The organism is Pseudomonas sp. GW822-FHT03F04 (assembly GCF_058801405.1).
In genome coordinates, this window is sequence record NZ_JBXANF010000007.1 from 24,150 (window position 1) to 38,406 (window position 14,257).

General features: G+C 60.8%; 14 protein-coding genes. 10 read left to right on the plus strand and 4 right to left on the minus strand.

Going from position 1 to position 14,257, the window contains the following annotated elements; genetic code table 11:
* Nucleotides 1-10 precede the first annotated feature (10 nt).
* The 7 genes from AC1RMX_RS17380 (at nt 11) to AC1RMX_RS17410 (ending at nt 9,301) form a co-directional block, all read left to right on the plus strand.
* Nucleotides 11-1,015 carry an NAD(P)-dependent oxidoreductase gene (locus AC1RMX_RS17380; RefSeq protein WP_493072604.1) on the plus strand — a complete coding sequence of 335 codons (1,005 nt, stop codon included), beginning with the start codon at nt 11-13 and terminating at the stop codon, nt 1,013-1,015.
* A 230-nt stretch (nt 1,016-1,245) separates the two neighbouring features.
* Complete coding sequence (locus AC1RMX_RS17385; protein ID WP_493072605.1) at nt 1,246-2,403, plus strand: acyl-CoA dehydrogenase family protein; 1,158 nt, start codon at nt 1,246-1,248, stop codon at nt 2,401-2,403.
* 134 nt (nt 2,404-2,537) lie between these two features.
* A complete protein-coding gene (locus AC1RMX_RS17390; protein ID WP_096818709.1) occupies nt 2,538-3,638 on the plus strand; it encodes an efflux RND transporter periplasmic adaptor subunit in 1,101 nt (366 codons plus the stop codon).
* The gene (locus AC1RMX_RS17395; RefSeq protein WP_493072606.1) at nt 3,635-6,712 is read left to right on the plus strand and encodes a MexW/MexI family multidrug efflux RND transporter permease subunit; all 3,078 of its coding nucleotides are present in this window, start codon (nt 3,635-3,637) and stop codon (nt 6,710-6,712) included. Before AC1RMX_RS17390 ends, AC1RMX_RS17395 begins: the two co-directional genes overlap by 4 nt.
* Before the next feature lie 9 nt (nt 6,713-6,721).
* Complete coding sequence (locus AC1RMX_RS17400) at nt 6,722-8,173, plus strand: efflux transporter outer membrane subunit (RefSeq protein WP_273538200.1); 1,452 nt, start codon at nt 6,722-6,724, stop codon at nt 8,171-8,173.
* A 129-nt stretch (nt 8,174-8,302) separates the two neighbouring features.
* Nucleotides 8,303-8,668, plus strand: a complete 366-nt coding sequence (locus AC1RMX_RS17405) for an ArsR/SmtB family transcription factor (protein ID WP_007953843.1) — start codon at nt 8,303-8,305, stop codon at nt 8,666-8,668.
* Nucleotides 8,669-8,743: 75 nt separating this feature from the next.
* A complete protein-coding gene (locus tag AC1RMX_RS17410; protein WP_096818714.1) occupies nt 8,744-9,301 on the plus strand; it encodes a chorismate--pyruvate lyase family protein in 558 nt (185 codons plus the stop codon).
* A gap of 52 nt (nt 9,302-9,353) precedes the next feature.
* Here the strand turns inward: AC1RMX_RS17410 and AC1RMX_RS17415 are convergent, their stop codons facing one another.
* The 3 genes from AC1RMX_RS17415 to AC1RMX_RS17425 all read right to left on the minus strand — a co-directional run bounded on the left by AC1RMX_RS17415 (nt 9,354) and on the right by AC1RMX_RS17425 (nt 11,252).
* Nucleotides 9,354-9,629 carry a helix-turn-helix domain-containing protein gene (locus tag AC1RMX_RS17415; protein ID WP_085713206.1) on the minus strand — a complete coding sequence of 92 codons (276 nt, stop codon included), beginning with the start codon at nt 9,627-9,629 and terminating at the stop codon, nt 9,354-9,356.
* 59 nt (nt 9,630-9,688) lie between these two features.
* A complete protein-coding gene (locus AC1RMX_RS17420) occupies nt 9,689-10,198 on the minus strand; it encodes a flavin reductase (RefSeq protein ID WP_007953834.1) in 510 nt (169 codons plus the stop codon).
* 172 nt (nt 10,199-10,370) lie between these two features.
* Nucleotides 10,371-11,252, minus strand: a complete 882-nt coding sequence (locus AC1RMX_RS17425; protein ID WP_493072607.1) for a LysR family transcriptional regulator — start codon at nt 11,250-11,252, stop codon at nt 10,371-10,373.
* Between the two features lie 82 nt (nt 11,253-11,334).
* On the opposite strand from AC1RMX_RS17425, the gene AC1RMX_RS17430 reads away from it, so the two are divergent.
* The gene (locus tag AC1RMX_RS17430; protein WP_493072608.1) at nt 11,335-12,099 is read left to right on the plus strand and encodes a sulfite exporter TauE/SafE family protein; all 765 of its coding nucleotides are present in this window, start codon (nt 11,335-11,337) and stop codon (nt 12,097-12,099) included.
* Here AC1RMX_RS17430 and AC1RMX_RS17435 read toward each other — a convergent pair.
* Nucleotides 12,089-12,403, minus strand: a complete 315-nt coding sequence (locus tag AC1RMX_RS17435; RefSeq protein ID WP_493072609.1) for a putative quinol monooxygenase — start codon at nt 12,401-12,403, stop codon at nt 12,089-12,091. The two genes, AC1RMX_RS17430 and AC1RMX_RS17435, sit on opposite strands and share 11 nt — an antisense overlap.
* A 201-nt stretch (nt 12,404-12,604) precedes the next feature.
* Here AC1RMX_RS17435 and mdaB point away from each other — a divergent pair, with 201 nt between their 5' ends.
* Nucleotides 12,605-13,195, plus strand: a complete 591-nt coding sequence (gene mdaB, locus AC1RMX_RS17440; RefSeq protein ID WP_493072610.1) for an NADPH:quinone oxidoreductase MdaB — start codon at nt 12,605-12,607, stop codon at nt 13,193-13,195.
* Nucleotides 13,196-13,255: 60 nt separating this feature from the next.
* Nucleotides 13,256-14,167 (plus strand): LysR family transcriptional regulator, encoded by a 912-nt coding sequence (locus tag AC1RMX_RS17445; protein WP_192563425.1) that lies wholly within the window; start codon nt 13,256-13,258, stop codon nt 14,165-14,167.
* Nucleotides 14,168-14,257 lie beyond the last annotated feature (90 nt).

A 14,257-nucleotide genomic window follows, 5' to 3' on the forward strand; every position in this document is an offset into this window, starting at 1 on the left:
GGGTAAAGGTGTGTTTGAAACCCTTGCCGCGAAGAATGAATCAACGTGGCACTTGAAATGTACGCCTGTACACGTACAATCGCAATCGTGGGGCATTGTACAAACGGATTTGAAGACCTCATCGAGAGAGGAACGCGACATGGAACTGGGATTTATCGGTCTGGGCACGATGGGTGCGCCAATGGTGCTGAACCTGCTGAAGGCCGGGCATCGGGTCCGCGTGTGGAATCGCTCGTCGGCACCGCTGGAAGAGCTGGCCAGGGCTGGCGCCGAACCTGTCGACACCCCCGCGCTGGCAGCGCAGGCCGACGTGCTGATTTCAATGCTTGGCGATGACACGGCGATCCGCTCGGTGTTCCTCGACGCCAAGGCGCTGGACGGTCTGCAGGCCGGCAGCGTTCACGTCAACATGTCCACGGTGTCCGTGGCGCTGGCCAAAGAGCTGGCGGCCCTGCACGAGGCGCGCGGCGTCGGTTATGTGTCGGCGCCGGTGCTGGGGCGGGTCGATGTGGCGGCCGCCGGCAATCTGAATATTCTCGCCTCGGGGCCTGCCGCAGCACTGGCCCGGGTGCAGCCGCTGTTCGATGTGCTGGGGCGCAAGACCTGGCACTTCGGTGAAGCCGCCGACGTGGCGTGCGCCGCCAAACTGTCGGCCAACCTGATGGTCGCCTCGGCGATCGAGTCCCTGGCCGAAGCCTCGACCCTGGCCGGTGGCTACGGGATCAGCCGTGCGGCGTTCATCGACATGATCACTTCGACGTTGTTTCCCGTTCCGGTCTATCAGGGTTACGGCAAGCAGATGGCCGAAGAGACATTCGAGCCGGCCGGCTTCAAATTGTCGCTGGGCCTCAAGGATGTGCGCCTGGTGCTGGAGGCCGGGGAGGCTGCTCAGGTGCCGTTGCCGTTTGCCAGCGTGTTGAAGGACAACTTGCTGGACGGCATGGCCCATGGTCAGGCCGATCAGGACTGGGCATCGCTGTCGCGGGTCAGTGACCGGCGTGCCGGCGTGAAGTAATCAATCGGATTTAAACGCCGTAACTTGCCTTGCTAGTTCGGTTGGAATCTTGCGCTGTTAATTATTGTCGGACAGCTATTTGCCTTTTACTGAAAAGTGAAAGAAGTCTGAGAATAATGCTTGTCAAATGTACGACTGTAGACGTACATTTTTATCGGGGTTTAACAACAATAAAAGTTCGTCTGTTTTTTCGTCTGCTGATCGTAAATAAATAATAGCTAGGAGCCGTTATGAAAAATCTAATGCAATGGAACAGCCTTCCCTCCGAATCCAATGAATGGCTCGAGAAGGTGCGTGCACTGAATCCGCTGATTGTTCAGCACCGCGAGTACAGCGAGCAGACCAATGCGACTCACAAGGATGTGATGTCCCGCTTCTTCAAGGACGGTTTTGGCCGTACGTCGGTGTCCCGGGCGTTCGGTGGCTCCCAGGTCGATATCCAGACCACTTCCGCGCTGGTGCTGGAATTTGCCCGGCATGACGCCTCGCTGTCCTGGCAGCTGGCGGTACAAGTGGCGATGGGGCGCCTCTCGGATTACCTGCCGGAAGCCACTTCCGAAGCGATCTACAACCACTGCGAAGGTTTCGTGATCGGCGCCATCCACTCCGGTGGCGAAGCGCTGCCAATGGGTGACGATTACCTGCTGAGCGGCAAGTGGGCCTTCGCCAGCGGCTCGGCCCACGCCGACTGGCTGGTCTGCACCGCCACCGTCAAAGGCACCGAAAACAACACCACCCCGGAGGTGCGGATGTTCTTCGTACCCGCCAGCCAGTGCACCATTCTGTCGACCTGGGACACCCTGGGCATGCGCGGCACCGGCAGCCATCACTTCCAGTGCTCCAACGTCATCGTCAACAAGGCGTTCTCGCTGGACGTCGAAACCCTGAAGAAATCCCCCGAAGCGCGCAGCTCCCGTGCCTACGCCACCGGCTACTACGAGTTCGGCACCCTGGCAGCAATGTCCACCGTGCTGGGCGTGGCCCGGGCCGCAGTGGATCACTTCCGCAACGACCGTGCGATCAACACCGACCCGGGCCTGGAAGGGGTGATCTTCGAGAAGACCGGCCGCGCCATCTCCTCGGTACACACCGCGCAATTGCTGCTTGAGGATGCCATCCATCAGGTGATCAACCGCGGTGAAACCATCGGCGAGCCGGTCAGCGCCCGCGTCGGTCTGGCAGCGTCGGTGTTGACTGAAAACTCGGTCAACGCCGTCAACCAGATCTACTCGATGGCCGGTTCCAAAGCCGTCTACAAGTCGCACTTCCTGGAACGTTGCTTCCGCGATATTCATACCGGTTCGAAGCACTTCACTCTGTCGCCTTTGAACTTGCACGGTATCGGCAAGTATTACCTGGATAAAACCAACGTACTGGCCGCGGCGTAATAGCGGATAAATAAAACGGGCGCGTTATCAGTGAATGTTCACAGGGATCAATAGCGCGCCCGTTTCAAGTTGCACCTTTATTTTCTTAAATCTCAAACTTTTGTGCTCGCAGTAAAGAGTCAAGGGAGTGCCACATGCTTGCTCGAAATATTATTAAGTCGCTGGTGTTTATTATTCTGGTCGTGGTGCTGTCCGCCGCGCTGGGCTGGCGTTTCTGGTCGCCGCAACCGGCCGCGGCCGAGCAACGGATTCCCAGCACCCGGGTCGGTCTGGCCGTGGTCAAGAAACAACCGTACACCTACTACCTCGAAGCCATCGGCAAACTCGAAGCGCAGCGTCAGGTGCTGGTGTCGGCTGAAGTCAGCGGCAAAGTGGTGGACATCGATTTCGAGTCCGGTGATGAAGTGAAGGCGGGGCAGGTGCTGCTCAAGCTCAACGACGCACCCGAGCAAGGTGAACTGGTTCGCCTGAAAGGCGAGTACGAATCCGCCAAGGCGCAGTTTGCCCGTGTCCAGGAACTGGCCAAGACCGGCGCCGAAAGCCGTCGCGCCTTCGACAGTGCCCGCGCTCAATACGACGCGGCCAAGGGCGACATGGAACGCATGCAGGCGCAGATCGCCCAACGGCACATTCGTGCGCCGTTCGGCGGCACCCTCGGCATTCGCCAGGCGCATCTGGGCCAGTACCTGCAAGCCGGCAGCGCGGTAGCGACCCTGACGGATCCGGGCCTGCTGCGCGTCAACTTCACCCTCGCCGAACGCGATGGCTCGCAAGTGCAACTGGGCCAGACCGTGCAGGCCAAGGTCGATGCCTGGGGTGACGCGACCTTCGCCGGCAAGATCGTTGCGGTCGACCCGCAGATCAACCAGTCCCACACCATCAACGTTCAAGCGGTCATCACCGACACGCAAAAACGCCTGCGTCCCGGCATGTATGCACGGGTCTCGGTGACCCTGCCACAGACCGCCGAGCTGCTGATTCCGGAAACCGCGATCACCTACAACGCCTACGGCGAGAGCGTGTTCTCGGTCTACACCGACGAGACCGGCGTGCAGAAGGTCAAGCGTGAGTCGATCAAAGTCGGCGAGCGTCGCAACGGCTGGGCGGTGGTCGACAAGGGCTTGATCGAAGGTGTGCAAGTGGTGACTTCCGGTCAGCTCAAACTCCACGACGGTGTGGCGGTGGAAGGCGTCCCGGACACGATTGCTCTTAAACTCAGTGGGCTGGAAAAATGAATTTCACCGACCTCTTTCTTCGCCGCCCGGTGCTGGCCGTGGTGGTCAGCACGTTGATCCTGCTGTTTGGGGTGCGTGCGCTGATGAACCTGCCGATCCGTCAGTACCCGATGCTGGAAACGTCGACCATCACGGTCACGACCCAGTATCCCGGCGCTTCTTCGGAGCTGATGCAGGGCTTCGTCACCCAACCGATCAGCCAGGCCGTGGCCTCGGTCGAAGGCATCGACTATCTGTCGTCGGCCTCGACCCAGGGTCGCAGCCAGGTGACGATCCGCATGGCACTGAACAGTGATTCCATCGCGGCGCTGACCGAGGTCATGGCCAAGGTCAACCAGATCAAATATCGCTTGCCGAAGGACGCCTACGACCCTGTGGTTGAACGTACTTCCGGCGGTTTCACCAGCGTGGCTTACGTCGCGTTCGCCAGTTCCAACCTGACCATTCCGGAGATGTCGGATTACATCTCCCGTGTCGTCGAGCCGATGTTCGCCGGCATCGAAGGCGTGGCCAAGATCAACATCATGGGCGAGCAGAAACTGTCCATGCGCCTTTGGCTCGATCCGCAGCGTCTGGCCGGTTACGGCATGACCGGGCAGGACGTTTCGGCCGCCATCGAAGGCAACAACTTCCAGGCAGCACCAGGCCAGGTCAAAGGCCTGTACGTGGTCAGCAACCTGCGGGTCAACACTGACCTGAACAGCGTTGAAGACTTCCGCGACATGGTGCTGCGCAACGACAATGGCCACATCATCCGTGTGCGTGACGTCGGCACGGTGGAACTGAACGCAGCCTCCACCGACACCAGCGGCGCGATGAGCGACGTACCGGCGCTGTTCCTCGGTCTGGACGCCGCGCCGACCGGCAACCCGCTGGTCATCGTCAAACGTGTGCGCGAATTGCTGCCGCAGATTCAGGAAACCCTGCCACCGGGCGTGACCGTGCAGATCCCGTTCGAAGTGGCGCACTTCATTCAGTCGTCGATCGACGAGGTGAGCTACACCCTGCTCGAGGCGCTGGTGATCGTGGTGCTGGTGATTTACCTGTGCCTGGGTACGTTCCGCACCGTGCTGATTCCGCTGGTGACGATTCCGCTGTCGATGCTTGGCGCGGCGATGCTGATGCAGATGTTCGGCTTCAGCCTCAACCTGCTGACCTTGCTTGCCATGGTGCTGGCCATCGGGTTGGTGGTGGACGACGCCATCGTCGTGGTGGAAAACGTTCACCGTCACATCGAAGAGGGCAAGACGCCGTTCGACGCCGCACTGATCGGCGCTCGTGAAGTGGCCGGGCCAGTGGTGGCGATGACCTTCACCCTGGCGGCGGTGTACGCGCCGATCGGCCTGATGGGCGGCCTCACCGGCACGCTGTTCAAGGAGTTCGCTCTGACCCTGGCGGGCGCCGTGGTGATTTCCGGCATCGTCGCCCTGACCCTGTCGCCGATCATGAGTACCCGTCTGCTGGATGCGAAAACCAGCGAAGGCTTCATGGCGGTCAAGGCAGATCGATTCTTCCAGTACCTGTCCCGTCGTTATGGCGCGCTGCTCGGCGGTTCGCTGGCACGTCGCTGGATCAGCCTGAGCGTGGCGCTGGTGATCTTCTTCAGCCTGCCGTTCCTCTATCGCTCGGCGCAGACCGAACTGGCGCCGCTGGAAGACCAGAACATCCTGCTGACCGCGATCAAGGCGCCGCAGCACGCCAACCTGAATTACCTCGAAGCCTACGCACACGAGCTCTACAAAACCTTTAACGAAATCCCCGAGGGCTACAGCAACTGGGTGGCGAACGGTTCCGACGGTCTGTCCAACAGCGTCGGCGGGATCAACCTGGTGGACTGGGAAAAGCGTGGCCGCGATGCCAACACCATCCAGCCTGACTTGCAGGCACGGGTGAACCAGATCGAAGGCACGAGCATTTTCGTGTTCCAGATGCCGCCGCTGCCGGGCTCTACCGGTGGTCTGCCGGTGCAGATGGTGATCCGCAGCGATCAGGATTATCTGGCGCTGTACAACGTGATGGATCAGCTCAAGAAAGCGGCTCAGGCCAGTGGCCTGTTCGCGGTGGTCGACAGCGATCTGGACTTCAACAACCCGGTAGTGGAAATCCAGGTTGACCGCGCCAAGGCCAACGCCCTGGGCATCCGCATGCAGGACATCGGCGAGACGCTCAACAGCCTGATCGGCGAGAAGTACGTCAACCGGTTCTCGTTCCACGGTCGTTCCTACGATGTGATCCCGCAGTCGGTGTCGGCGGATCGCCTGACCCCGGAAACCCTCAAGCTGTATTACGTGAAGGATCAGAAGGGCAACCCGGTGCCGCTGTCGACGCTGGCCACCCTCAGCGTCAAGGTCGAGCCGAATCGCCTGACCCAGTTCAACCAGCAGAACTCCGCCACGTTCCAGGCCATTCCGGCGCCGGGCGTGACGTTGGGCGATGCAGTGGGCTTCCTGCAGAAGCAATCGGAAAACTTCCCGGCCGGCTTCAGTTTCGACTGGCAGTCCGATGCCCGCCAATACGTGCAGGAAGGCAACAGCCTGGCGTTCACCTTCGGCCTGGCCCTAGTGATCATCTATCTGGTGCTGAGCGTGCAGTACGAGAGCTTCCGCGACCCGTTCATCATTCTGATCAGCGTGCCGTTGTCGATCTGCGGGGCCCTGGTGCCGCTGGCGCTGGGCATGACTTCGATGAACATCTACACCCAGATCGGCCTGATCACGCTGATCGGTCTGATCAGTAAGCACGGGATCCTGATGGTCGCGTTCGCCAACGAGTTGCAGCGCCAGCAAGGCATGGACCGCGTGCAAGCGATTCAGCACGCCGCGCAGGTGCGTCTGCGGCCGATCCTGATGACCACCGCTGCCATGGTGGTCGGCCTCGCGCCCCTGTTGTTCGCCAGCGGTGCCGGCGCCAACAGCCGCTTCGGCCTGGGCCTGGTGATTGTGGTGGGGATGCTGATCGGTACCTTGTTCACGCTGTTCATTCTGCCGTCGGTGTACACGCTGCTCAGTTCGATCAAGCAACCGAGCCACGCACCCGACGCCGAACCGGCCGGTGTGCCGCAACCCATCCTGTGAGGACGTGACATGTATTCGATTACACGTTTGATGCTGGCGCCCCTGGCGGCGGCCATCCTGTTGGCGGCGGGTTGTGTGAACTACGCCGGGATCGATCATCAGGGCAAATTGCTGGCGGTCGGCGATGCGCCGTCCGACAGCCTGAAAGACAAGTTGCCACCGGCCCAGTGGCCGCGTGCGGACTGGTGGACGTCGCTGGGTGATCCGCGTCTGGGCGCGTTGATCGAAGAGGCGTATGCCAGCAACCCGGACTTGCAGGAAGTCGCTGCCCGGGTCGCCAAGGCCAACGCATTTCTCGACCTGCGCGATGCTGAGCGTTACCCGGAAATGGACGCGTCGGCAGGTGTCACTCGCGGCCGGCTGTCGCGCTTCGAGGACTACAGCGGCGAGGGTGAAAAGTACTTCACCGCACGCAATCTGGCGGTGAACTTCAGCTACACCTTCGACCTCTGGGGCGGCCAGCGTGCCGCCTGGGAATCGGCGCTCAACAGTGCACGAGCTGCGGAAGTCGACCTGCAATCGTCGCGGCTGATTCTGGCGACCAACGTGGTCAAGGCTTACAACCAACTGGCGTACGCCTGGCAGGTGTCGGAGCTCAACCAGCGCGATCTGGAACGCTTGAGCAAATTGGTGGAGCTGACGGATTCGCGCTACGGCTCGGGCCTCGACAACCTGTCGCAACTCAAGCAGGTGCAGAGCCTCAAGGCACGTTCGGAATCAACCCTGATCGGCGCCAATGAAGACATCGAAATCGCTCGGCTGCAATTGTCGGCGCTGATTGGCAAGGGCGTCGACCGTGCGCACACGCTCGAGCGTCCATCGAACCTGCAGGCCAGCGTGGTGGCATTGCCGGCGCAGTTGCCGGCCCAGTTGCTCGGCCGTCGTCCGGACATCGTCGCTGCGCGTTGGCGAGTGGAGGCCGAGACCAAGAACGTCGAGGCGGTGAAGACCACGTTCTACCCGAACATCAATCTGGTGGCGGCGGCGGGTTCGCATGCCTTGATCGGTGATGCGATGTTCGCCGGGGTCAGCAAGTTCTGGAATGTGGCGCCGACGGTGTCGCTGCCGATCTTCGATGCGGGTCGTCTGCGCTCCGATCTGAAGGCCGGCAACGCTGAACTCGACAGCTCTATCGCGCAATACAACCGGGTGCTGAATTCGGCGTTGCATGAGGTGGCGATTTCGGTGACGCAGTTGCGTTCTTTCGAACAGCAAATCGTCGTGCAGCGCGATGCCTGTTCGATTGCGCAGTCGTCTTATGATCTGTCGCAGTCGCGCTACAAGGCCGGGGAGGACACGTTCCTCGATGCCCTGAATATCGAGCAACAATTGATTCAGGACGAAATGCGCCTGGCCTTCCTCAACAGCAAGCACATCGACAGTTCGGTTTCGTTGATGGCGGCGCTGGGCGGCGGGTTCCAGGCCCCCGCGCTGGAGACGGCACAGAGCAGTGCTCTGTAGTGTTTTTCGGGACGCCGCCTTCGGGGCGGCTGTCGCGGGAAAAAGGCATCTTGTGTATAGTCTTACTGTTCTCGTATAGACGAATACAAGCCGGATTATTCCCGCCTATATCATCAAGGGTACCTACCTATGAACGTCCCGAATCATCCCAATCAGGATCAGATCCTTCTGGAAAATGTGCTGAACGCATTGGGAAGCCCGCTACGCCTGACCGTATTGAAAGTGTTGTCCGATGGCCAGGAACATCCATGCGGCCGGATCCTCAAGGGCGCATCGAAGTCGACCATGACTCACCACTGGCGGGTCCTGCGCGACAGCGGTCTGATTTGGCAACGCCCCTACGGCCGGGAAAACCTGCTGTCCTTGCGTCGTGAAGACATGGACGTGCGTTTCCCGGGGCTTCTCGACTCGCTGCTGTCGGCGGTCAAGACCGATGAACAGACCATCAGCGTGATCAGCAAACACGAAGTGACCGAAGAAAACGGAGCCGAGTGACAGACACCGCCGGTGAAGGGTTGGCCTTCCACGGCAACCAATCAATTCACCATCACCAGGAAGGTGTGTGCGGGTATGGATACAAGTCATTACTGGTCGTCGCGACCCCTGTCGGAATTGACCGGCTCCGAGCATCACTGGCTGTTTTTGCCCGGGGCACTGACCCCGCGTCTGAAAGCCATGGGCGACTATTCAATCGAAGTGGTCGAGCAGTCCCATGGCCCGCTCAATCCTGAAGAAGCGCAAGCGCTGAACGTGCCACCGGCGACCATCGGCTGGGTGCGTGAAGTGGTGATGAAGCTCGATGGCGAGGCCTGCGTCACCGCGCGCAGCCTGACCAGCATGCCGGCGTTGAACGGCGACTGGGCGGATCTGAACGGCTATGGTCGCCGGCCGCTGGCCGAGATTCTCTACACGTCGGACCAGACCCTGCGCGAACCCTTCCAATGCGCCTTGCTGTCCCCCGGCGCACCGTTGGCGGCGCTGTCCTATCGCTACGCGCCGCAGGCCAAACGGTTGTTGGCCCGACGTTCGCGTTTTACCCGCAATGGTTCTGCGCTGCTGGTCTGCGAGTGCTTCCTGCCGGCGTTCTGGGCACGGGTCGAGTACGCTCAGGCGCTCAAGTCGGCCTGACAAAATGAAACCTGCGGGAGCGAACTCCCGCAGGTTTTTTTTCGCAAGTTGTTCAGAGCCGGATGACCGCTTCGATCTGCTTGATTGCCGGCGTCAGGGCCTGCGCCAGCTCCTCGGCTTTCGAGGTCGGGCGCATGGTTCTGGATGAGCGCAGAAACAGAGGATCATCGAACCGCTTGCGCAGTCGTGCCAGCGATCCGCTGATGGCGGGTTGTTTGACGTGCAGGCGTTCGGCCGTGCGTGACACGCTGCGTTCGCGGAACAGCACCAGGAAAATGATGATCAGGTTCAGGTCGATATCCGCGAAGTTGTCTTCATTGAATAGCATGGTTACATCCCTGTCATGACCCGCCGGCTAGCAATCTGCGATGCCGGCGGGTGTCTGGATCACTGCTCGGGTGCCAGGCGCAGTTCGTCGTTCAGACGGTAGTAACTGCGGTTGAAGTAGACCAGGCCTTCCGTGGCCTCGCTGTGTTGCTGCAGCTCGAGAATTTCACAGTAGAAGATGCTGTGAGTGCCCACTTCATCGACCTTGCTGACCCGGCAATCGAGGCTGACCAGCGCCTCTTCGATCACCGGCGAGCCGGTCTTCAATGTCTGGCAATTCACGCTGGAAAAACGCTCCTGCATGCTCAACTGCCGGTTGGCGAACGCCCCGGAGGTCGACTGGTGGTCGCCGGTCAGGACGTTCACGCACAGCACGCCATTGGTCTTGAAATGCTCGTGATTGGACGACGAGCGATTGACGCACACCAGCAGCGTGGGCGGTGAATCCGTCACGCTGCACACCGCCGACGCGGTAAAGCCGAAACGCCCCGCAGGGCCATCGGTCGTGACGATGGTGACGGCACTCCCCAGCATCGCCATTGCATTACGAAACTCCGTTGAATCAACCATCGCGTCACCTCATTCCATGTAGGTTTAATGGAGCCGATCCGTTCTTCCTTGTCCGTTGTCGTTGTGCGAAAACGGGTATCGGGCAACACGTTCGCTCTGGCGATATAGTACGTATGTATCCGTACCTTGCAAGCTATTCCTTGTGCTTATTTTGCAGATGAAAAGATAAATCTCAGGGGAGTGCCAAGGCTTGCAGCAAGGCTGTGGCATAGGCCGGCAACGTGGAGAAATCCCGGGCGCACAGCAACAGTTTGCGCATGGCCCACGCTTCATTCATCGGCAGGGACTTGAAGGCCTGCGGTGCGGCACGCTGGACCGCCGCCAGCGGCACGATGCCGATGCCGGCGCCCCGGGCCACCATGCGCATCACGCCGTCGAAACCATCGGCGCGGATGCGCATCTGCATCCGTGAGCCGCTGTGCAGGGCCTGTTCTTCCAGGTACACCGCCAGTGCGCTGTCGGCATGCAGGCCGACGAAGTCATGGCGCAGGGCGTCGCTGAAACTGACTTCGGTCGCATCAGACAGTGGATGTTCCAGAGGCAGAATCAGCACCAGCGGATCATCGTGAAAGGCTCGGGTCTGCAAGTCGGAGGTGTCGATCGCGTCGGACACAATGCCCAGATCCGCCGCGCCCTGGCGCAAGGCATGGGTGATGCGAGCGCTGGGCAGTTCCTGCAAATCGATGTCGAGATTGGGGTGCTCGCGCAGGAAATCCGCCAGCACCTCCGGCAGGTATTCGCTGAGCGCCGTGGTGTTGCACAACAGACGCACCTGACCTTTGACGCCTTGGGCGTATTCGGCCAGATCCTGCTGCAGGCGGTCGGCCTGTTGCAGCAACACCCGCGCATGTTGCGCCAGGGCTTTGCCGGCCGGCGTCGGCGTAACGCCACGGCGCCCGCGCTCAAGAAACTCGGTGCCCAACGAAGCCTCCATCGCCCGGATCCGCGCACTGGCCGCCGCCAGCGACAGATGACTGCGTGCGGCGCCGGCGGTGATGTTGCCGCTGTCGAGGATGTGCAGGTACAGGCGCAGGTCGGTGAGGTCGAAGTGCATGACGCGTGGCTCTTGCTGAGAGAGAGGCTGCCTCAGTGTATGACAGATTTTCAGTTCATCCGTGTGGGTGCAGAGTGTCGCCATGAACGCACTCGCAGATTTTTATCAAAACCTCGGTCTTGCCCTGTCATTGCTGGTGATTGCGACCTTCGTCGTCGCCGGCCTGATCAAGGGTGTGATCGGCCTCGGCCTGCCCACCGTCGCCATGGGCCTGCTCGGTCTGGCTATGGCACCGTCGCAGGCTGCGGCGTTGCTGATCATTCCGGCGACCCTCACCAACATCTGGCAACTGGCGTTCGGCGGGCATTTGCGCGGGCTGGTGAAACGGCTGTGGCCGATGCTGCTGGCGATCTTTCTCGGCACGGCCGTTGGCACCTTGTGGATCGGCATGGCAGGTGGGCATTGGGTGGTGCGCGGGCTCGGCGCGGCGCTGTTGCTCTATGCGCTGAGCGGATTGTTTCTGCCGACGCTGAGTGTCAGTCGCCGCCATGAACCGTGGTTGGGACCGCTGTGTGGCGTGGTCACCGGCGTCATCACTTCGGCCACCGGCGTGTTCGTGATTCCCGCGGTCCCCTACATGCAGGCACTGGGTTTGAACCGCGACGAACTGGTGCAGGCGCTGGGCCTGTCCTTCACCGTGTCGACCCTGGCGCTGGCCGGTGGATTGCTCTGGCGCGGGTCGCTCGGCGGCGCAGAATTGAGCGCCTCGTTGCTGGCGCTGATCCCGGCGGTGCTCGGCATGCTGTTCGGCCAATGGCTGCGCCAGCGCATCAGCGCCGTGCTGTTCAAGCGAGTGTTCTTCATCGGTCTGGGCGCGCTCGGCGCCCATCTGTTGATCAGCGGCTAGCGGACGAATCGCTGAGCATGTCGATCGGGCGGATGTCGAAATCCCGCTCCAGATACTCCATGCGCTGAGCGAGAAACTGCTGCATGTGCGGCAGGTTCGAGTGCACGTCCAGGTGCGCCTGGGTTTCCCAGATCTCGTAGAAAATGAACAGGCTCGGATCTTCCTTGTCGCGCAGCATGTGGTACTCGATGCAGCCGGGTTCGGCGCGGCTCGGCTCGACGTAGGCGCGGAAAAACGCTTCGAAGGCCTCGGCTTTTTCCGGGCGGGTCTTGGCGTACAGGATGAAACCCTGGCGTTCGCTCATCGTAAAAAACTCCTCAGATTCAGATGGCGGCCAATCCTAAGGCAACAATCGGCATTCGATTCGTGCGTTTTACTCAAATGAATTTTGCGCAACCGCGGCTTATTCCGCGCGAGGCGCATCGTTAATCTGCCGCCATTCAATTTTTCCCCTTCTCCATCCAGCGCTCTGCGCTGCGCATCGGAATCCGATCGAGGCTGTCCCATGAAAAAAGTGCTGTTGCTCAACGGCGGTAAAAAATTCGCCCACTCCGACGGTCGCTACAACACCACCCTGCACGAAGCGGCGCTGAGCGTGCTGGATCGCGGCGGTGTCGACGTCAAGACCACCTTCATCGACGAGGGTTACGACATCGCCGAAGAAGTTGCCAAGTTTCTCTGGGCCGACGTGATCATTTATCAGATGCCGGGCTGGTGGATGGGCGCGCCATGGACCGTGAAAAAGTACCTCGACGAAGTGTTCACCGAAGGCCACGGCAGTCTGTACGCCAGCGACGGTCGCACCCGTTCCGACTCCTCGCAGAAGTACGGCAGCGGCGGTCTGATCCACGGCAAGCAATACATGCTGTCGCTGACCTGGAACGCGCCGCAGCAGGCGTTCGATGACCCGACCGACTTCTTCGAAGCCAAAGGCGTGGACGCCGTTTACTTCCCGTTCCACAAGGCCAACGAGTTCCTCGGCATGACCGGCCTGCCGACCTTCCTCTGCGTGGACGTGATGAAGCGCCCGAACATCGAAGCGGATGTGGCACGTTACGAGCAGCATCTGACCGAGGTGTTTGGCCTCAAGGCCTGACGCTCGGCTACTATCGAAGGCCTGAGCTTGCGCAGCAGGCCTTTCGATTCGAGGACACCCGTGAAAGCCAGATCCGATGAGTTGCAGATTTTCGTCTGCGTGATCGAATGCGGTTCAATCTCCGCCGCCGCCGAGCAGGTCGGACAGACGCCGTCGGCCGTCAGCCGCACGCTGTCGCGGCTGGAAGCCAAGCTCGACACCACGCTGATCAACCGCACGACCCGACGCATGGACCTGACCGAGGAGGGCAAGTATTTCTTCGAGCAGGCCAAGCTGATCCTCGACCAGATGGACCAGCTCGAAGAGCGCCTCTCTTCGCGCCAGCAGACGCCGTCCGGTCGGCTGCGAATCAACGCCGCATCGCCGTTCATGCTCCACGCCATCGTGCCGTACATCGACGAATTCCGGCGGCTGTACCCGGACATCCAGCTCGAACTCAACAGCAATGACCTGATCATTGACCTGCTGGAACAAAGCACCGACGTCGCCATCCGCATCGGCACCCTCGCCGATTCGACGTTGCATGCCCGCTCGCTGGGTTGCAGTCCGCTGTTGATCGTTGCCAGTCCCGCCTATCTGGAAAAACACGGCGCACCGCTGGAAGTGGCCGACCTCAGCGAACACACCTTGCTCGGCTTCACCCAGAACGAAGGCCTCAACCAGTGGCCGCTGCGTTACGTACACGGTGATCGCTGGCCGATCACCCCGGCGATCAGCGCCTCCAGCGGCGAGACGGTTCGGCATCTGGCGCTGGAAGGCCAGGGCATTGCCTGCCTCTCGCATTTCATGACCATCGACGACATTCGCGCCGGGCGCCTCAAGGTGTTGCTGGCGGAATTCAACAGCGGTTATCGCCAACCGATCAACGCGGTGTACTACCGCAACTCGCAACTGGCGCTGCGGATCCAGTGCTTCCTGGACTTCATCCAGAGCAAACTGGCGGCTTACGCCAGTGCTGATTTCAAAGGCTGATTCGTGATCCCTGCGCAAGAGTGAATTGGCTGAGGGCGGGTTTTTCCACCGGACTCGGCGGTCGATACTCGTTGCATCACTTATTCACGC